Annotated in this window: 15 protein-coding genes; 10 read left to right on the top strand and 5 right to left on the bottom strand. The window is 52.3% G+C overall.

Features of this window, described 5'->3' with window-relative positions; all coding sequences use genetic code 11:
- Nucleotides 1–103: 103 nt before the first annotated feature.
- From BCV73_RS28230 to BCV73_RS28205, 6 genes are all read left to right on the top strand, one after another.
- Nucleotides 104–2287: an alpha-galactosidase gene (locus BCV73_RS28230; RefSeq protein WP_089549388.1), complete on the top strand. Its 2184-nt coding sequence runs from the start codon at nt 104–106 to the stop codon at nt 2285–2287.
- A gap of 110 nt (nt 2288–2397) precedes the next feature.
- The gene (locus BCV73_RS28225; RefSeq protein WP_089549387.1) at nt 2398–4179 is read left to right on the top strand and encodes a cache domain-containing sensor histidine kinase; all 1782 of its coding nucleotides are present in this window, start codon (nt 2398–2400) and stop codon (nt 4177–4179) included.
- On the top strand, nt 4176–5732 hold the full coding sequence (locus tag BCV73_RS28220; protein WP_089549386.1) for a response regulator transcription factor: 1557 nt from the start codon (nt 4176–4178) through the stop codon (nt 5730–5732). Before BCV73_RS28225 ends, BCV73_RS28220 begins: the two co-directional genes overlap by 4 nt.
- 85 nt (nt 5733–5817) lie before the next feature.
- Nucleotides 5818–6783 carry an ABC transporter permease gene (locus tag BCV73_RS28215; RefSeq protein ID WP_089549385.1) on the top strand — a complete coding sequence of 322 codons (966 nt, stop codon included), beginning with the start codon at nt 5818–5820 and terminating at the stop codon, nt 6781–6783.
- A gap of 10 nt (nt 6784–6793) precedes the next feature.
- Nucleotides 6794–7732: a carbohydrate ABC transporter permease gene (locus tag BCV73_RS28210; protein WP_089549384.1), complete on the top strand. Its 939-nt coding sequence runs from the start codon at nt 6794–6796 to the stop codon at nt 7730–7732.
- 84 nt (nt 7733–7816) lie between these two features.
- Complete coding sequence (locus BCV73_RS28205; RefSeq protein ID WP_089549383.1) at nt 7817–9523, top strand: ABC transporter substrate-binding protein; 1707 nt, start codon at nt 7817–7819, stop codon at nt 9521–9523.
- A 116-nt stretch (nt 9524–9639) separates the two neighbouring features.
- On the opposite strand, the gene BCV73_RS35980 is transcribed toward BCV73_RS28205, so the two are convergent.
- Both BCV73_RS35980 and BCV73_RS35500 read right to left on the bottom strand, forming a co-directional pair.
- Complete coding sequence (locus BCV73_RS35980; protein ID WP_089549382.1) at nt 9640–9876, bottom strand: hypothetical protein; 237 nt, start codon at nt 9874–9876, stop codon at nt 9640–9642.
- Nucleotides 9877–10240: 364 nt separating this feature from the next.
- Nucleotides 10241–10360, bottom strand: a complete 120-nt coding sequence (locus BCV73_RS35500; RefSeq protein WP_208629353.1) for a YjcZ family sporulation protein — start codon at nt 10358–10360, stop codon at nt 10241–10243.
- Between the two features lie 450 nt (nt 10361–10810).
- Here BCV73_RS35500 and BCV73_RS28195 point away from each other — a divergent pair, with 450 nt between their 5' ends.
- Entirely contained in the window at nt 10811–11701 is an 891-nt protein-coding gene (locus BCV73_RS28195; RefSeq protein ID WP_089549381.1) for a cation diffusion facilitator family transporter, read from the top strand.
- A gap of 22 nt (nt 11702–11723) precedes the next feature.
- Here BCV73_RS28195 and BCV73_RS28190 read toward each other — a convergent pair whose 3' ends face one another.
- Entirely contained in the window at nt 11724–12569 is an 846-nt protein-coding gene (locus BCV73_RS28190; protein ID WP_089549380.1) for a WYL domain-containing protein, read from the bottom strand.
- Entirely contained in the window at nt 12556–13863 is a 1308-nt protein-coding gene (locus tag BCV73_RS28185) for a helix-turn-helix transcriptional regulator (RefSeq protein WP_089549379.1), read from the bottom strand. Before BCV73_RS28185 ends, BCV73_RS28190 begins: the two co-directional genes overlap by 14 nt.
- Before the next feature lie 232 nt (nt 13864–14095).
- Here BCV73_RS28185 and BCV73_RS28180 point away from each other — a divergent pair, with 232 nt between their 5' ends.
- Together BCV73_RS28180 and BCV73_RS28175 are read left to right on the top strand one after the other, a co-directional pair.
- Nucleotides 14096–15361, top strand: a complete 1266-nt coding sequence (locus BCV73_RS28180) for a class I SAM-dependent methyltransferase (RefSeq protein WP_089549378.1) — start codon at nt 14096–14098, stop codon at nt 15359–15361.
- A gap of 5 nt (nt 15362–15366) precedes the next feature.
- Nucleotides 15367–17952 carry a metallophosphoesterase gene (locus BCV73_RS28175; protein WP_089549377.1) on the top strand — a complete coding sequence of 862 codons (2586 nt, stop codon included), beginning with the start codon at nt 15367–15369 and terminating at the stop codon, nt 17950–17952.
- A gap of 58 nt (nt 17953–18010) precedes the next feature.
- Here BCV73_RS28175 and BCV73_RS28170 read toward each other — a convergent pair whose 3' ends face one another.
- Nucleotides 18011–18346: an ArsR/SmtB family transcription factor gene (locus tag BCV73_RS28170; protein WP_089549376.1), complete on the bottom strand. Its 336-nt coding sequence runs from the start codon at nt 18344–18346 to the stop codon at nt 18011–18013.
- Between the two features lie 280 nt (nt 18347–18626).
- Here BCV73_RS28170 and BCV73_RS28165 point away from each other — a divergent pair, with 280 nt between their 5' ends.
- Nucleotides 18627–19256, top strand: a complete 630-nt coding sequence (locus tag BCV73_RS28165) for an HD domain-containing protein (RefSeq protein WP_089549375.1) — start codon at nt 18627–18629, stop codon at nt 19254–19256.
- The last annotated feature ends 77 nt before the right edge of the window (nt 19257–19333 follow it).

Below are 19333 nucleotides of genomic sequence, written 5' to 3'. Positions count from 1 at the left end.
GAGATGTAATGGTTCATAGATACGGAAGTGGCACAAGCCAGATTTCTAGACCATGTTACGATGCATGAAGTACCGATGGGCAGGAATGAGGGGATGTTTACCAATGGGCGTAATCGTTCAAGAGCAAGCAGGGTTGTTTCATCTGCAGTCGTCCGGCATGAGCTATTTGATTCAGATCGTGGACGGTTATCCTGTACATGGATATTGGGGAGGGAGACTGAAGCATCGGGAAACGATGGGCGATCTCCTGATACACACTCCCGCGAGGGCCGGGCTTGACCGGCTGCCGCAGGAATACCCGCAGTACGGCAGCGGAGACTTCCGGAATCCGGCGTACCAGGCCGAACTGGAGGATGGGACGAGGATTACGGAGCTCAAGTACGACGGTTACCGGATCCTAAAGGGAAAGCCGCCATTAAGCGGACTCCCGGCCGTTTATACGGAGGACGAGTCCGAAGCAGAGACGCTCGAGCTGGTATTAAAAGATGCCTACTCGGGACTTAAGGTTGTCCTGCTTTATTCCATCTTCACGGATCGCAATGTGATCATTCGGTCAGCTCGTTTGACCAACGAAGGGGACAAGAAGCTTCGGCTTCGCCGTGCCCTTAGTGCCAGCGTCGATTTCTCCGGTCATAGCAATTTGGAGATGGTGCACCTTTCCGGGGCGTGGGCCCGGGAAGGAAATATGAAGCGAAGACCGCTTGAACAAGGCGAAACCCGGATCGACAGCAAAAGGGGCATGAGCAGCCACCAGTTTAACCCTTTTGCCGCTCTGGTCACACCGAAAACGACGGAACGACATGGGGAAGCATTTGGCTTTAGTCTGGTATACAGCGGCGGTTTTGAAGCAGGGGCGGAGGTAGATTCCTTCGGCTCCACAAGGTTTAGCATTGGCGTGAACTCTTTTGATTTCGCGTGGCAGCTGAATCCGGGGGAAAGTTTTCAAACTCCGGAAGCGGTCATGGTGTACTCCGCGCAAGGATTGGGAGAGATGTCGCGGACGTATCACCGCCTGTACCGGACCCGGCTGTGCCGTGGGAAATACCGGGACGAAGAACGGCCGATTCTGGTCAATAACTGGGAGGCCACTTATTTCGACTTCAATGCGGACAAGCTGGTTTCAATTGCGGAAGAGGGGGCCAAGCTGGGCATCGAGCTGTTTGTCTTGGATGACGGCTGGTTTGGCAAACGAGATGCGGACAATTCGTCGCTGGGGGATTGGTACGAGGACCGCCGGAAGCTGCCGGACGGACTGGCGGATGTCGCGGAGCGCATCAACCGGCTGGGCCTGAAATTCGGGCTTTGGTTCGAACCCGAGATGATTTCACCGGACAGCGAGCTGTACAGGAAGCATCCGGACTGGTGCCTTCACGTCCCGGGGCGGAGACGCAGCGAAGCAAGGTGGCAGCTGGTGCTGGACTACACGCGCCAGGAAGTGAGGGATTACATCTATGACTCGCTCTCTGCGATTTTCTCCACCGTGCCGGTTGCTTACGTGAAATGGGACATGAACCGCGCTTTGACGGAAATCGGATCAGCCGCCCTGCCGGCGGAGCGCCAAGCTGAGACTGCTCACCGCTATGTTCTTGGGCTGTACGAGCTGCTTGAGCGAATCACCACTGATTTTCCGCATATTTTGTTCGAGAGCTGCTCCAGCGGCGGTGGACGCTTTGATCCCGGCATGCTATATTACATGCCCCAAACCTGGACCAGCGATAATACCGATGCGGTGGAACGGCTGAAGATTCAGTACGGGACCAGCCTCGTCTACCCCGTAAGCGCCATCGGAGCGCATGTGTCGGCGGTTCCGAACCATCAGGTCGGACGGATCACACCGCTTGATTTTCGCGGCAATGTCGCCATGTCGGGAAATTTCGGGTATGAGCTGGATCTCACCAAATTTACCGATGACGAAAAGGAGACGGTCAAACGCCAAGTCGCCACCTACAAGCAGATTCGCGGCTTGGTGCAGCAAGGCGACTTGTACCGTCTGAAAAGTCCGTTCGAGGGGAACGAGTCGGCGTGGATGTTCGTTTCGGAGGATCAAAGGGCTGCCTTGGTCTACGCTTTTCAAGTGATGGCCGTGCCGAACGCACCCCAGCGGACCTTGCGCCTGGACGGACTTGACCCAGAACTGGAATACGAAGTGGAGCCCGGAACCGGCGGGGAGATTTCGATCTTTGGGGGAGACCGGCTGATGCAGCTCGGTTTGCCCCTTGCCTACGAGCATAAAGATTATCAAAGCCGATGGTTTAGACTGCGGGCCCTCAAGCCCGGCAAGGCGTAACCATTGATCTGAGCCCGAAAGAGCATCCATGGATGGAGTTTAAGCCCCTTTTTTAAGCGAAAAAGGGGCTTTTTGCGCGCAGCAGAGCAGATAACACGGGAGGTAGCGCCATGTTTTTTATCCGGATGATGAATGATATGAAAATAAGGAAGAAGCTGGCCGTTACGTTTATATCGGTGGCCGTTCTTCCCTTGCTGCTGTGCGGCCTGTTTTTGACCGGAAAGCTGCGCGAAATCGTTATTGAAAACGCTTTTGTGCAGGTCTCTACCAATGTGGAGCGTGTTCGGAAACGTACGGAAGAGCTGATCAAGGTTCCGCTGGACATTTCGAACCGGCTGATGAATGACAATCGAATGAAAAGGGTAGCCGGCCAGAAATACAACAGCTACGTTGAGGTCATTCAGGCTTACCGTGACTATACGGATATCCGCGACTACCTCCAGCTGTACAAGGAGATATCGGGGATCCGTGTGTATGCCGAGAATCCGGGGGCACTCGATAACTGGGAGTTTATCCAGCCGGACCGAACGGTCACGGCCCAGAATTGGTACCAAGAAGCCTTGGCGCAGAAGGGGCTGGTCGGCTGGAATCTGATTCAAGATGAACGAAAGGGCTCCGATGATCTAAGTTTGATTCGTTCGTTTCCTTTGGATGCTTCCGGACGAAAAGGGGTATTGGTCATCAATGTGGACAAGCGCCGGTTAAGCTCCATTCTGGAGCAGGAGTCGTTCCCGACCCTGATCGTGGATAACCGGAACCGGATCGTCGCGTCCAATGAAGCGGGAGCGTCAGGAAAGGCTCTGTCGGATATTTATGCCGATCCCAATATACTGTCTCTTCAGGAGGGAAGCTACAATGCGTCCATCAACGGGAAAGCGTCCAAGGTAGTCATCGCCAGTCTGCAACCGCAGGACAGTTGGAATGGCCTTCGCACGATTTCGATTTTTTCCGTTGCCGAGATCACCCGTGATGCCAATCAAGTCATCCGTTTCGGTGTGGTCGTCATTGCAGCCAGTCTGATTGCTGCCGCCCTGCTCATTTATGCCTCCGCATCCTTATTATCCAGAAGGCTCCTCCGGTTAAGCAGGCATATGTCCAAAGTCCGGTCGGGTTCATGGGAAACCTTTCTGCATATCGACGGGAAAGATGAAATTGGCCTGCTGTCCAAGCAATTTAATGCGCTGGTCAGAGAGGTGAACCACTTGTTCAATGAAGTCCAGGAAACGAACCGGCAGAAAAGCCTGGTGGAGAAAAGGCAAAACGAGATGAAATTTAAAATGCTGGCCAGCCAGATCAATCCCCATTTTCTCTTTAACTCGCTCGAATCGATCCGGATGGAGGCCCATATTCGAAAACAAGACGGCATCGCGGAGGCGGTGTGGCTGCTCAGCACGCTGCTGCGCAGCAGTTTGGAAACCGGCAGCGGCAAGATTCCGCTGGGCCAGGAGCTTGAGCGGGTGCGCTGCTATCTTGATATTCAAAAGTTCAGATATGAAGAACGCTTGCAGTATCGATTGACGGTTGATGCAGGCCGGGAAGGGATGCTGGTACCTCCATTGATTATCCAGCCTTTGGTGGAGAATGCCGTCGTTCATGGCCTGGATCACCGCGCGGAGGGAGTGTTTATTAGCGTGGAAGTGAAGGCATTCCAGAGGGGGGTTCAAGTCAAGGTGAGCGACAACGGTGCCGGCCTTTCGGCGGATCGTCTTCATCTCGTGCGGCAGGAGCTTGCATCACCGGCTGAGGACGAGGGGGAGCAGCGGATCGGCCTGCGCAACGTGAATGAACGGCTGGTCCTGCTGTACGGGGAATCCAGTGCTTTACGGATCGACAGCGAGCCTGGAGCCGGAACTTTGATCACATTTTTCATTCCAGGAGGTGATTCCCAATGATGAAGGTCATCATTGTGGATGATGAACCGAAGCTGCGCCAAGGCCTGCAAACCTTGATTCCGTGGGACAGTCTGGGTCTTACCGTGACGGCCACGGCGGCCAATGGTCAAGAAGCACTGGCCGTGATTGATCAGGAACGGCCGGATATCGCCATCGTCGATATTCGCATGCCGCTTATGGATGGATTGCAGCTGATGCAATCCGTATCATCCAGCGGACTTGAGCTGCAAGTGATCATACTGAGCGGTTATGCCGACTTCGAGTATGCCAAACAAGCGATTAAATACGGGGTAGCTGGGTATCTCCTCAAGCCGGTGGACATCAAAGAGATGATCCATACCTTAACGCGGGTCCGAGAGCGGATCGAAGAGGAACGCCTGAAGAAAGGGCCGCGCCAAATCGAGGGTGTAAACCAGGAATGGCTGCTCCAGAGCCTTCTCGTACCGCAGGATACTACCGAAGATCCCGCCAAGCTGCGAAGCATGGCACAAGCAGCCGGACTGCTGTGGAGCAGCTATGAAGTCGTGGCTGTATTCTTGCGCGGACCTGAAGCGACCCGCCCCGATGCACTGCAGCAGCTTGCGGATGCGCTGAAGCCTGACATCGAGCGCAGGGGTACCGGAGCGGTCACGGTTATACCCCCTTACGTCATCCTGCTTCTCCAAGAGCCGCTGCGCGGCAGGCAGCGAAGAGAGCAGTTGTACCGGTTGCTGCGGAACACTTTGGGGAATTTCCGGTTCGTTGCAGCCACCGGGGGAGTGGTGCCGGTACCGGAAGAGCTGAACATTTCCTTTATAAAAGCCCAGGATGCGTTAAAACAGGCTTTCTTCAGCGAGAAGGGCCGGCTGCTGGGTCCCCATCATTCGCGCTATCCTTTACCGGAATTCCCGCGTCTTCCCGGCGGCAGTCCGGAAGAAATAATGGAGGAATTCATCTCCCGCCTCTATTACAGTCTGGATGCGGGAAATCAGACGATGATCCGGCCATTGCTGGACGAGGCGGCGGCCTTTTTTGTCATGCAGGAGGCAAATGAAGGATTTGTCAAAGAATCGTTTTTCTATTTATCCAATGCCGTCATTCATAAGCTGACCGCGACTGCGGGTTCCCGCAAGGAATGGAAAGGGACAGAGGAAGCTTCGCGTTTTTTGAAGGGGATTTTCGAATATGAGCAGCTGGCGGATCTTTTGGAAGAAACAGACTCTTTTCTTCTAGCATTAGCAGAGGATGCGGAACCAGAGGGAAAGGAAAGAGAGCTGAAGATCATGATCAACATCATTCACCGGCATTATGCCGACAACTTGAAACTGGACACGCTGGCCGGGATGCTGAACTACAGTACGGCCTATTTAGGCCAGCTCTTTAAGAACAAAACAGGGGAGTATTTCAACACATACCTCGACAAGGTCCGGATCCGCAAAGCAAAGGAGCTGCTGGAGCAGGGCATGAAGGTATACGAAGTGGCGGAACGCGTCGGCTACACGAGCGTGAACTATTTTCACAGCAAATTTAAAAAATACGAGGGCCGTTCACCTTCCGACTTTAAAAATCCATAATTTGTGGATGATTTTTACCGAAATCCGTTGTATTTGCCGTTTCTCCCCGCTGATTTATGATGGAAGCCAGGAGAGGGGAGGAAACATGAAAACGATAACATTAAAGACGGAAAACGCATACAAACAGACGACGCGGACCCGAAAAAGTGCGTGGAAGGTATTGAAAAACCAAAAATATCTGTATTACATGTCCATTCCGTTCGTTCTTTGGGTCTTTGTTTTCCAGTACCTGCCTTTATGGGGCTGGACAATGGCCTTCCAAAAATATAGACCTGGCGTAAGCTTTTTTGAACAGAAGTGGGTAGGCTTGGAGCATTTCCGTACCTTGTTCCAGGATGACCATTTCTACCAGGTGCTTCGAAATACGCTGGCCATGAGCTTTATGGGCCTGATTGCAGGCTTTATTGTACCGGTCGTCTTCGCCATAATGCTTAACGAGGTTCGGCTTCAGGTGATGAAACGGTTCGTGCAGACGGTGTCTTATCTGCCGCACTTTGTTTCGTGGGTCGTTGCTGCAGGCATCGTTACCAAAATGCTGTCAACGGATGGGGGCGTTGTAAACAGTATACTCCTCAGCCTGAACATCATCGATCAGCCGATTCAGTTCATGGCCCAGGGTCATTGGTTTTGGTGGATCGTCACCAGCGCGGACATTTGGAAGGAAACCGGGTGGAACGCCATTATTTATCTGGCGGCCATTTCCGGCATTGGCCCTGAGCTCTATGAAGCTGCCCGTGTTGACGGTGCGAGCCGGCTAAGGCAAATGTGGCATATCACGCTGCCCGGGATCCGGCCGACAATCATCGTGCTTCTGATTATGTCCATCGGCCACCTGCTCGGCACAGGCTTCGAGAAACAGTTTCTGTTAGGCAATCACCTGGTCATCGATTACTCGGAAGTGCTTGACTTGTATGCGCTTAACTATGGTTTGGCCATGGGACGCTACTCCTTCGGGACGGCGATCAACATTTTCAACTCGGTGATCAGCCTGATCCTGTTGTTTGCGGCTAACGGTATTTTTAAGCGCTTCACCAACGAAAGCATTATGTAAGGAGGAAGACATGGGAACTGCCAATAGTACTGCGCCGGCCGGCCGCATGAAGAGCAAACTGAAGTCAAAATCACCGCAGGACCGGATTTTGGAAGCGATCGTGTATCTGTCCATGATCGTGGTGACCGTCCTGACGATTTACCCGTTCTTAAACGTGCTTGCGATCTCCTTCAACGATTCGGTGGATACCGTCAGAGGAGGGATTACGATTTGGCCAAGGCAATTTACGCTGAAAAATTACGATTTGATCTTTACTTACAGCGGCCTCATCACCGGATTCAAAATTTCCGTCCTGAGGACGGTCATTGGAACCATAGCGGGTCTGCTCAGCGGTTCAATGCTGGCTTACGCGCTGGCCCGCAGCGATTTCCAAGCAAGACGATGGATCTCCATGTTTCTGGCCATCACCATGTATGTCTCAGGCGGGATGATTCCGGGCTTTATCCTGTTGAAGGAACTGCATTTAATTAATACGTTTGCCGTTTACATTTTGCCGGGGCTCGTGAGCGCCTTTAACGTCTTCGTCATTCGTTCCTTCATTGACGGCCTGCCCTATGCGCTGCAGGAATCGGCGAAACTGGACGGCGCCAACGATTTTACGATTTACTGGCGAGTGATTCTTCCCCTTTGCAAGCCGGCGCTTGCGACCGTGGCGCTCTTTCTGGCGGTAGGGCAGTGGAATTCATGGTTTGACACCTATTTGTTCAATGGGTCCAACGAATCGTTGACGACCTTGCAGTATGAGCTGATGAAAATTTTGCAGAGCACGACAACGGGTACTACCAATTCCCAGGACGCTGCCAATATGGCTCAGCGCATGGCACAGGTATCGCCGGAATCCGTCAAAATGGCGATTACCATTATCGTGACGGTACCGATTCTGGTCGTCTATCCTTTCTTGCAGAAATATTTTGTGAAGGGTATGACGCTTGGAGCGGTCAAAAGTTAAAGACAGATGCTGGTGTGTCCAGGCCTCACCGCCTGTTCCATACAAATTCATCATTATTCATTATGACTTGGGGGGTTAAGCTTCATGAAGTCAGGTAAAAAGAGATGGGCGGCGTCTGTACTGGCGCTGACTTTGACGGCAACGCTCGCAGCGTGCGGTGGAAACGGCGGCTCGTCTGCAGCCGAGACAGAGGGAAGTGCTGCATCCGGAACGAAAAGTGATGACCTGAAGCCCATCACATTCACTTATTTTTCGGAAGATTCCAGCACGAACTGGAACAACATGAAAGACGAGGTCGGTAAGGTGATCACGGAGAAAACCGGGGTCACCCTGGATGCGGAGTTCGCTGTTGGCGACCCGGTACAGAAAATTTCATTGATTGCGGCCACCGGCAACTATCCGGATTTGATCGCAGCCAAAGCGGATGTCGGCAAACTTGTCGACGCCGGCGCCGTCATCGACCTCACCGATTTGATCGACAAGTACGCGCCGAACATCAAGAAAATGCTCGGAGACAAGCTTGTTCGGACGAAGTACAGCTTGGATGACCAGGCGATCTACGCGATCCCGACCTGGTCGGCTGTCGAGGAGAAGAAGTTTAAAGCCGACGGAGGCTTTGAGCTACAGCATCGCGTCGTCAAAGAAGCGGGATATCCGGAAATTCGCACAGTGAAGGATTTTGAAAAAGTCATTCAGGACTACATCACTAAGCATCCGACGGACGAAAACGGCAATAAAAATATCGGCTTGTCCCTGAATGCGGACGATTGGCATATGTACCAGGTGACCAACTTGGGATTCCAGACGACAGGAGGGCCGGATGACGGCGAGTATTACATCGATCAGGAAACACACCAGGCCACATACCATTTCCGCCGTCCGGAAGAAAAGGAGTTCTTCCGCTGGTTGAACCACATGAATTCCATCGGACTGCTTGATCCGGAAAGCTTCGTGCAGAAAACCGACCAATTTAAGGCGAAAGTAGCTTCGGGGCGGGTACTTGGCCTTGCCGATCCGGAATGGGATTATGGCGACGGACAAAATGCGCTGAAGGCGGCCGGCAAATTCGACCAGACTTATGGCCACTATCCGGTCACGATGAGCACGGAATACAAGGATACGAGCTTCTGGCCCGCCGGCTTTGACGGAGGATACGGCATCTCGATCTCCAGCAAATGCAAGGATCCGGTACGTGCGATCAAGTTCCTCGACTTTTTAGCATCGGAAGAAGGACAGATCCTGAATAACTGGGGCATTGAGGGCAAGCATTACACGATGGAAAACGGCAAACGCACGCTGATCCCGGAGGTGCAGGAGCGGGCGAACAATGACGGCGCAGCGTTCCAGAAAGAAGCGGGCCTCGGACTATACTGGAACTTGATGGTCCATTATGGTGACGGCATCAAGGATTCCACCGGTAACTACTTCACCCGCAATTACCCGGAACTGCTGACTGCGAACTACAGCGAGGCCGAGAAGGAGACACTGAAGGCTTATAAAGCGGAGCATTGGAAGGATCTCTTCCCTAAGGAAGAAGACTTTAAGCCGAGAGCCTACGGAGCGGCATACACGATGTCCTTGCCTAACGACGATCCTGCCGTGATTCTGGGAGCCAAGATGAAGGACATTACGTGGAAACGTATCCCGGAAGCGGTCATGTCCAAGCCGGAAGACTTCGACAACATTTGGGACGCCTATATGGCGGAGCTGGAGAAGGCCGGAGTTAAAGAAATGGAAGAGGCTTATACCAAGCATATCAAGGACCGGATCGAGCTCTGGTCAACTAACTGAGTAGAGTAAGGCAAAGAATCACCCCGAAAATCGGGGTGATTCTAAGTGTACGTAAAAGTAGCCAGTATGTTAGTCGCCTTGTGAATATGGTGAGAGATTTTTTATCGCTTAGGGATTTAGATTAAAGCAATCGCGAGCAGCGTGAACAGGCTTAACGTCAAAATGGAGTTACGAGCCCTGAATCCGAAGGGTTGGAAAGCGGAGGTGTTTACAGGTCCATCTCTTCGGTCTGTCTCCAAGTACACATGATCACGATCCACTTTTACGATTCTTCCTTCGTGCACATAACCGTCTCTTGTTATAATGCGGACTCTCTGGCACATGAATCGCGTGCAGCTATAATAGGCATCCATCTCATCATTCCTTTCTTTGACAAAGCATCATATGAACGCGTTGGACAAGGGGTCACGGCAGTTATACCAATGAATGAGGCCGATTCCGCTAGTTTACGATATTTTGAGAAACGAACGTTAAAGTGCACCTTTAAACCTTTAAAAAAGATTCAGAAATAAATGAAACCCTGCAGCACAAAGCTGTCAGGGTTTAAAAATGTTATTTGTTCAGAAAAAGAAAGATCTAATGCTTTCAGATCACAACGGCGCGTCCATCTATGTTGTAATTATATTACAAAAATTAATTTGCACCTGTAATACAAAAAAACAAAAAAAACCTGCCAGCAGGTAGCCAGCAGGGTTTTCGTCAATCCTGATATTTGGTTTACCAACAAAATGCTGCCAAAATAATTACCAACAGAATGAACAACACAAGGATAGCACCAACATTGTTGTGCAAGCCGTAACCGTACCCTGCGCCAACTCCTCCTACAACTCCACTCATCCCTTACTACCTCCTTGAGTTTAAAGTACAATGTATCTTATGATTTAATTAGGATTGGGTATGGGCAAAGCGGTAAATAGATAATCATATCTTATGGATAATGAACATTTGGGGAAGGGCAAACCTCTCAAGGGCAAACACTCATTTTTAAGTTTCGGACTATAAATTTAGAATGAATCAAAAAAACGACCCTGCCAGCTAATAGCCAACAGGGAAGAGGCGAGCTTACCGATGCCCGAGGTCGTCAACCCAATTTCAGATAAGTCTCCTTGATAGGAGGCTTTTTTTGTTCTGTAAAAATATTTTTCACCCGTACAACTCTTTATGCCAAGTCATACTTTTTAGGGACACACAAAAACTGTTTCTCTGGACCCACACGGTATTTGTACGCTACTATTAAAACCTATCGTTTCACCACTGATGCTACTGAATGTGTAAGGAGTTAAAAACGTGAACCATGAAGACAGACAATCGACATTTGCCATTTGGCTCAGCTTCATAAGTAATATCGTGTTAACCGCTATTAAACTCGGTGTTGGATTCTTATCCAATAGTCCGGTACTCATTGCAGATGGCGTCCACAATGCAGGAGACGTCGTCGCCACAGGCGCAGCCCTCAGCTCCATGCGGATTTCTAAGCAGCCTCCGGACGAGGACCATCCCTATGGTCACGGGAAAGCAGAGGTGCTGGGGGCAGGGGTCGTGGCCATCATTTTAGCGCTGGCCGCTCTATATATGGCCTATCACTCCGTCATGGTGCTGTTCGAACCCCCGCACAAAACGACCGTCGTCGCGCTGGCAGCAGCGGCTTTTTCTTTGATTTTGAAGCAAGTTCTCTATGTTTATACCATGGCTATCGGAAAACGTCATCGCAGCAGCGGGCTCATTGCCACAGCTTATGATCATCTTGCAGATGTCTATGCTTCCATTGCCGCGGTCATCGGCATCGCATTGGGCATGCTCGGCGATCATTACGATATCGCGATTCTCTCCTATGGCGATCCTATTGCCGGAATCGTCGTCGCTTATTTGGTGTTAAAGCTGGCGATTCATATGGGAAAATCCTCGGTCGATGTTTTGATGGAAAAAAACGTGGACTTGGAGAAAATGAACGAGCTTACGGAGTTAGTCAAAACGGTTCCGGAAGTAAAGCGTCTGGATCGCCTGCGTGCGAGGGACCACGGCCATTATATTATTGTTGATATTCGAGTCGGGGTGGCGGCTGAGCTCAGTGTTCAGGAAGGGCATGATATTTCCCGAAATATTAAACTAACGATCATGAAGCATTGCTCCGATGTCGGAGAGGTTATGGTTCATTTAAATCCATGGTATGAAGAGTAGTCCCCAAATAGCTAAACCCCGCTCACTGAGCGGGGTTTAACGCTTCCTCATTCTTATCCGTAACTTCCTCCACCACGCCGTACCGTTCCAGCGCCTTCACCGAAGCCTCCAGCATGCGTCTCTTCACATAGTCTCCTTCAAGCACCCGCACCCGTTTGCCCAGGAAGCGCAGCTTGGACAGCAGAAATTCCCTCTCATCGCCCATAACGCATACCTTGACCGTATAGGTATCGGTTTGTGCGTCATACTGCACTTCCTTGTCAAAGCAGCACAGCGCATACAGAATGCGCGACAACTCCTGGTTATACTGCGGGATGATCTGGACGAGCACCTCGGCTTTGCGGTTCTCCAGCGTCTCGCTGATCCGCGTCAAAATATCGCTCACCCGCTCAAGCGGCAGCTCCTGCTCGGTGACAGAGAGGATGTTATCCAGCTTCGTGCTCATGAAGGCGCGGTTGCGGATATGGTGCCACAGCAGGTACCATTCCCGCTTCACCATGGAATACTCCAGCCGGTACGGCACGCCCAGTTGGTTGGAGTAGACTTGCCCGCTTTTCAGGGCGTGGGTGACGCGGATCCCGCTCCGGTTCATGATCAGGCGGCGCAGCGGGCGCAGGAGGGAGTGGTATACCTGCTTTTCCCGGCTCCGCGCTTTCTCGATCAGGTGAGCGCCGGTGTCCATCGCTTCATCTTCGGCCAGCAGAGCCGCCAGCTTCGCCAGCGTTTCCGGCGTAAATGCTTCGGAAGCGGCGGGGTGCTCCAGCACGGTTTTCAGCCAAGCGCGTTCGTGGGCGGTGACCATGAAGGTGCCGGAATCGTCGAGGCGCGAGATGATCTGGTAGTTAAATATCTTTTCAAACAGATTCATAATAGGCGCGTATCTCCTTCCATTCCGCGATCATTTCGCGGCGCAGCCGGATCGGCTCAAGCACCTCGCAGCTGGAACCAAAGCTCCGCAGCCACGGCTTGATTTCCGTCGTGCCGTTTACAGTGATCTCGTAGATGAAGGCTTCGTCGTCTTCATCGACGATTTGCCCCCACTGACCCTGCAGCAGCACCCGCTCTTTGATGAAATTCGGTCCGTCGCCGGGATTGTAAAATTTAGCCCGGACCGTAACCGGTGCGCCGGTGTCGATCAGCCAACTGTAGCGCAGCTTCTCCAGCAGTTCCTGCTGCCTCTCCGCAAACCAGACGGGATCCGCCTCTTCTGCCTCCTCAAACTGCGTGATGCCTTCCATCCGGTATTTCCGGATGCCTTCCCGGCCATAGGACAGCAGATACCAGCGGCCGTACTGATGGTCGTACACGACCTTTAACGGCAGCGTCTGTTCCAGCTTGCCCTGCGTTTTCCGTTCAAACAGCGGGTTGGTGTTCTGGGAGGCGTAGCTTTTTTCCGCTTTGGGCGAGAAGTACAGGAACCGGACCTTCCGGTGCTTGCGGATCGCATCCAGAATGGAGAACAAATGGGCTTCGTCCAAAATCCGCGAGTGGTAGTGATATTTATATAAAAAGGGCTCGACCGCATGCTTCTCCGCATGGCTTCGCATCAGCTGCTTCTTCAGTCCGTCCCGCAACAGGTAGCCCTGAACGGAAGGAATTTGGGTGCCCGCCATGACGTCCACAAAATCGTACAAATCCAGCAGCTCATCTTCGGTCAGCTCCTGAACGAGCTCTCCGCGAATGGCGTACCGGTAAGGGCGCGCTCCGCCTATTTTGCGGATCACTCCTACCTCTTCCAGGTACTTCAGGTCCTTGCGGATCGTCTTCTCATCCGGGAGCGGGAGATGGGCGGCCATCGCGTTCGTGCAGCAGTCCAGCAGCTCCAGCGCCGTAAGGGACTGCGTACCAAGCGCCCCAAGCAGCAGGGACAGCCGTTCGCTTTCCGATTCTTTCAGCGACTTGGCGCGGAACAGGAACAGCAGCATGGGGTCAGCCGAATCGTAATAGTTGTAACGCAGCCCTTCGCTGAACTCCTTGCCCTGTTCCTCCGGCAGCTGCTGGTACGTGGCCTGGACAATTTCCTTGAGGCGGCGGATCGTCTTATCGAACGTGTTCACGGAAATGCCCAGCCGCTTGGCAAACTGCTGCCGGTTATACGCCCCGCTCGTCAGCACCAGCAAGCGCAAAAACTGGATTTCTTTATCAAAGCTCTCTTTGGCCATCTGGCGGTTCTCCTTTTCCGTATCGATCTCATTCCATTGTAGCAGGCGAACCGGGTGGTTAACACGTGAACCTTACCATGAGCATGCCGTGATCGTGTGAGCGGAAACACGAATGACGCCTGTTTCAGCAGATTTCTATGCCGGGTCGTAATACTTGCGCCATGTTCGTGCGCACGAAAATAAGCGATGATGACAGCAAGGAATTGAAACCCGCAAGCAAGGAGAGTGCAGTATGGCGATCGTGCAAATCAAGTCCACGAACCCGCAGTTTTCATTTTTGATCAAAAAGAACCCGCATTCCGGCATGATTCTCCGCAGCATCCGCAAAGGGATGGCCTACGGCTGGTATTCGGATGAGCAGACGTTCAACGTCTATTTCAAAGACGCCGATAATGAAATTTCCTATAAGCAGCATGCCGACGAGCAGTTTGAATATTTGAACGTGTCGCGTTACAACACGCCGTTATTTCCGCTCAACGCGATCGGCGAGTTTTTCGCTCATCCGCTCAAGCACCATGACGAACGTGATACGGAGGGGTATGAGCATACGTTGATGATCGGCATGATTCATATCGAGCTCACGCGCTACATCGATTTTTTCGAAAAGCATCTCAAGGACTTCACGTTTCAGATTACGCATCAGGCGCATAAGAGCTACTCGCTCACGGTGACGACGCAGCGCAGCCTTTATGAACTCCTTCACGCCGTGAGCGTGCTGTGCCTGTTCCTGTCCATGTTCGGCAACGAATACATCGACATTTCCGAGCATGTGCTGGACAAATACATCCGCAGCATCAACGTGATCGACGCGCCGTTTTACATCCGCAGCCTGTTCGTCCGAAATTTCCTGGCTTCCCGGGAGCGGTATAACAAGTACAAGGCGGAGCTTGAAGCGTCGGCCCGATACCGCATCCAATTTGCGTACGGAGGTACGGCGCTGCAGCGCCGAAATTACATCGGCAGCGTGCTGCCTTTCGATAAGTCCATTCTCGATGTCGGATGCGGTGAAGGCTTTTATGCGCTGCCGTTTGCCGGCAAAATCGAAGGGAGCTATTACGCGGTCGATATCGACGAAGAGAGCCTGGCGGCCCTGACCCGCAAAGCGGAGTCCCGGCAAATCGATAACATTGCGCCCTTCCACTCGGTGGAGCATTTTCTCGAGGACTACAACGGTGAACGGGTCGACGTGATCCTGACGGAAGTGATCGAGCATATGAGCAGGGAGGAGGCGGCGCAGCTGATTCGGCAGATCGTGGCCGGTGTCGATTTTGAGCATTTGGTGATCACGACGCCGAACGCGGACTTTAACCGTTACTACGAGCTGTCTGGCTTCCGCCATGACGACCATAAGTGGGAGATGGGACAGGAGGAGTTCCAGACGTGGATGCTGGATGTGATTCAGGGGCTCGGACTGTCGCATGAATTCGCGGCGATCGGGGATGAGGTCGACCAGATCCGGACGACGCAGGGCGTTATTTTGAAGAAAGAGGGGGCTTAAAGCTCATGGAAATCCGCACAAAAATGCATACCATCTTCATGCTCGTCGGTTCCACGGAATGCGGCAAAACGACGTTTGCCCAAAATGTGCTGATTCCAGGACTGCGGTTTGAGGATGTGACATCGAAGTTAAAAGCAAACATTCAATATCTGTCCTCCGACCGGATCCGCCAGGAGGTGCTCGGATATGATTACGATAAATACGATCAGGTGATGCTGGAGGCGAGCGAGCAGGCTTTTCACCTGCTGTTCGAGCGGCTGAAGATGGTTACGTCGTTTCCGGTCAATGCCGATTTCGTGGTGGTGGATACGACGGGGCTGGCGGAGGATTTTCGCGAAAAGGTGCGGGAGATCGCCCGCAGCAATCATTACAACCTTGAGGTCATCGTCTTCGATTACCGGAAAAGGGAGGACTACTACGCATCGGAGCGCTCCAAACGGCTCATCACGAATCATATCAACCGCCTGAAAAAAGACGTGCTCGGCGCGCTGCCGCGCGAAGGCTATGCCAAGATCCATAAGGTGCGGGCCAAGGATTTTTACCGGCCTGAAGAAAGCAAGTCCAGTCTCGACTACCGCGTGATGATCGAGGATTTGGAGGCTTATCGGGAGACGGTTCTCCCGCATGGCCCGCAGTACATCATCGTGGGGGATGTCCATGAGTGCGTGGAAGAGCTGAAGGGTCTGCTGCTGAGCTACGGCTTCCGGATGGAGGCAGGTAAGCTGCTCGCAGGGGATAAGCTAAGATCTACGAAGGTCATCCTGGCTGGCGACTGGATCGACAAAGGCAAGCAGACGCGTGAAATCATCGAATTTCTGTATGAGAATCAGGAACATTTCTTGTTCGTGCTGGGGAATCACGAAAATTTCGTCTACAAATACCTGCAGGGCGAGATCCAGGGCGTGGATCAGGAGCTGCTGCAGACGTATTTTGATTCCACCGAGACACTGGCAAACGATGCTGAGCTGCTCCGGAAATTTAATGAACTGGTGGAAAAGGCAAAACCCTTTTACCGCTATGTAGGAACGGATGGCCCTTCCTACTATGTAACGCATGCACCCTGCATGAAAAAGTATATCGGCAAGCTGGACGCCCAATCGGCCCGCCATCAGCGCAATTTCCGCATCGACCGGGAGGCGCCGCTGGAAGAGCAGCTGTCCTTCCTGAAGGATGAGGCGGTCGGAAACCACCCGTATCATATCTTCGGTCATGTGGCCGCCAAGCAGGCTTTCCGGATCCGCAACAAAATCCATCTCGACACCGGCGCCGTGCATGGAAACGGACTGACGTCCGTGACGGTTTCGTTCAAACCGTTCATGAAGTCGCATAAGTCGCGTACGTCCGTGCTGACCGAGGAACTTCCGGTGCTGTTCCAGGAAAAGCAGAAGGTGTCCGTGCAGGATTTGGGGGAGGACGATATCCGCAGGCTGCACTACTGTTCCCGGCATAAAATCAACTTCATTTCCGGCACGATGTCCCCGGCGGATAAAGATATGGAGAGAAGTGAGCTGGAGTCGCTGAAGCGGGGCTTGGACTATTTCAAGGAGAACGGTGTCCTGAAGGTGGCGCTGCAGCCCAAATATATGGGATCGCGCTGCAATATTTATTTGCATCTCGACATAGAGCAGTGCTTCGCGGTAAGCCGCAACGGTTACAAGGTGAAGCAGGTGGATCTGACGGAAGTCTATCATCGGCTGCTGGCCAAGTTCGGCCCTTATATGCAGGAGCGGGGAGTCCGCATGCTCATCCTGGACGGCGAGCTGATGCCGTGGAACGCCCTCGGTGAAGGGCTGATCCAGCGGCAGTTCAAGCCGATCGAGAAGGCGCTGGAGGGCGAGCTTTCCTTTTTGCAGGACCATGGTTTCGAAACCGCTCTGCAGTCATTGACCGAGCAGTATCAGGCCAGCGGCTTTGAGCAGGATCAATACCGCATGCCTAAAAAAGACCTAAGCGACAAATACGGCGCCAACGTGTACCAGAACTACAAGCATATGCACGAAATTGTGGAGACGTCCGTATCGTTGGCACAGCATATCGAAGCTTACGAAACGTACAAAAGACAGCTGGAGCTGTATGCGGAAGCTGGGGAGATGGAGTATAAACCGTTCGCCATCTTGAAAATCGTCATTGAAAACGGCGGGGAGGAATTGCCGCAGTGGACGACAACGGAGATGTACGGCTTCTTATCGGACGATGAATCGGTTTCGCTTGATTTGTCCGAACCGGAGAGTTATGCAGAGGCGGAGCGGTTCTTTGCCAAACTGACGACGGAGAAGCACATGGAAGGCGTCGTTATCAAGCCTGAGGCTTGGGACGGCCGGACGGTGCCGTACATGAAGGTGCGCAACCCGGACTACCTGTCCATCATTTACGGCTATGACTACCGGTTCCCGCATAAGTACCGGAAGCTGCTGAAGCAGAAAAGCATCACCCGCAAGCTGCGGACCTCGCAGAACGAATACCGGCTTGGCCTCCGGATGCTCGACGTGAAATACGACGAGATCGAACCGATGCATGCGGCGTACCAGGAAGCGGCGGCCAATCTGCTGTTTGAGGTGGCCCAGGAGCAAGAGATCGATCCACGGCTGTAGGCGTTCGATTCTCCCTCAAGTAGATCCATGAGAAAGACCACCTCTACGGGTGGTCTTTTTAAAACTCATCTTCTTCCTCCTCTAGAAGTTGCTTCAAGCGCAGCATATTTGTACTCCAGAACTGGGTATAATAAGCCACCCAATCTTGAATTTCTTGGAGCGGGGAAGCGTTCAGCCTGAATCGCGTTTCTCTGCCGACTTTCCGGTCAACGACCAGTCCGGCCTCTTTCAGGATGGTCAAATGCTTGGATACCGCTGTCCGGCCCATCTGGAAATGTGGCGTCAGTTCATGAAGCGGGAGCTCCTCCGCCTCGGATAACAGACGAATCAGTTGGCGTCTGGTTGGATCTGCAACGGCGTCAAATACATCCCGGTGCTCATTGTTCTCGCTCACAGCACTCTCTCCTAAGCCTTATTGTCGTCTCATGATGTGACACCTTTTGGTGACAATTTAATTGTATGACACCTTTTGGTGACAATTTAATTGTATGACACCATTTGGTGTCGTGTCAATGTTTTGCCATGTGAAATGGGACCGCCGGAGTATCCCGCGCATAACCATCCGCCTGGTTCCCAATAACTTCTTGCGTCACTTTACGGTCCTTTTACAAACCGAATGTATACTAGAAGTACAGCAGTATATCAACCATTTTACACAAAGAAAGGGTGCAGCTATGGGAATTCATACGTACTTTCAATCGCTGAACGACCTCGAACGGATCATTCGTTGTCCCGGCAAGTTCAAATTTGAGGAGCACAGCGTTTCCGCCCATTCCTGGAAGGTTGTCCAGTACGCCAAAACGCTGGCTGACATTGAGGAAACCAACGGAGTCACGGTGGACTGGAAGAAGCTGTACGAAATTACCAGCAGTCATGATTACGGCGAGATTTTTATCGGGGATATCAAAACGCCCGTGAAGCACCACTCCCTCGAACTGCGTGCAATGCTTCAGCAAGTGGAGGAAGGCATGGTCGCTCATTTCATTGATGAGCATATTCCGTCTGAGTTTCAGCCGATTTTTCGCAGACAACTGCGCGAAGGCAAGGACGATTCCGTCGAAGGCAGAATCCTGGAAGTGGCCGATAAACTGGATCAAATCTACGAGGCCTTTACAGAACTGCAGCGCGGAAACACGGAAAAAGAGTTCGTCGTCATGTACAGAGATGCTCTCATCAAAATTAAAGGAATCAAGCTTCATTGCGTCGACTACTTTTTGCAGCATATTCTCCCCGATTTAGTCAGCGAAGGGTCCAGATCCCCGATCGATATCGAGAAAATTACGAAAGAAGCCTTAGCCACATAAGTGATGATTTGCATCATTGGTTGTATCCTCCTGCCTTTCAATCTTTTTGAACCTCAGTTCATCCTCTCGAGCTTTAC

Source organism: Paenibacillus sp. SSG-1 (assembly GCF_002224835.1).
Lineage (GTDB): Bacteria > Bacillota > Bacilli > Paenibacillales > Paenibacillaceae > Paenibacillus_AQ > Paenibacillus_AQ favisporus.
Note: the sequence above shows the minus strand (reverse complement) of the source record. Positions and strands in the feature narration are given on the sequence as shown.

Coding starts and splice junctions, on each gene's coding strand:
- BCV73_RS35500 (WP_208629353.1), bottom strand. CDS start 10,360: ATGAGTGGAGTTGTAGGAGGAGTTGGCGCAGGGTACGGTTACGGCTTG.
- BCV73_RS28230 (WP_089549388.1), top strand. CDS start 104: ATGGGCGTAATCGTTCAAGAGCAAGCAGGGTTGTTTCATCTGCAGTCG.
- BCV73_RS35980 (WP_089549382.1), bottom strand. CDS start 9,876: ATGGATGCCTATTATAGCTGCACGCGATTCATGTGCCAGAGAGTCCGC.
- BCV73_RS28215 (WP_089549385.1), top strand. CDS start 5,818: ATGAAAACGATAACATTAAAGACGGAAAACGCATACAAACAGACGACG.
- BCV73_RS28185 (WP_089549379.1), bottom strand. CDS start 13,863: ATGGCCAAAGAGAGCTTTGATAAAGAAATCCAGTTTTTGCGCTTGCTG.
- BCV73_RS28210 (WP_089549384.1), top strand. CDS start 6,794: ATGGGAACTGCCAATAGTACTGCGCCGGCCGGCCGCATGAAGAGCAAA.
- BCV73_RS28205 (WP_089549383.1), top strand. CDS start 7,817: ATGAAGTCAGGTAAAAAGAGATGGGCGGCGTCTGTACTGGCGCTGACT.
- BCV73_RS28175 (WP_089549377.1), top strand. CDS start 15,367: ATGGAAATCCGCACAAAAATGCATACCATCTTCATGCTCGTCGGTTCC.
- BCV73_RS28225 (WP_089549387.1), top strand. CDS start 2,398: ATGTTTTTTATCCGGATGATGAATGATATGAAAATAAGGAAGAAGCTG.
- BCV73_RS28180 (WP_089549378.1), top strand. CDS start 14,096: ATGGCGATCGTGCAAATCAAGTCCACGAACCCGCAGTTTTCATTTTTG.
- BCV73_RS28190 (WP_089549380.1), bottom strand. CDS start 12,569: ATGAATCTGTTTGAAAAGATATTTAACTACCAGATCATCTCGCGCCTC.
- BCV73_RS28220 (WP_089549386.1), top strand. CDS start 4,176: ATGATGAAGGTCATCATTGTGGATGATGAACCGAAGCTGCGCCAAGGC.
- BCV73_RS28165 (WP_089549375.1), top strand. CDS start 18,627: ATGGGAATTCATACGTACTTTCAATCGCTGAACGACCTCGAACGGATC.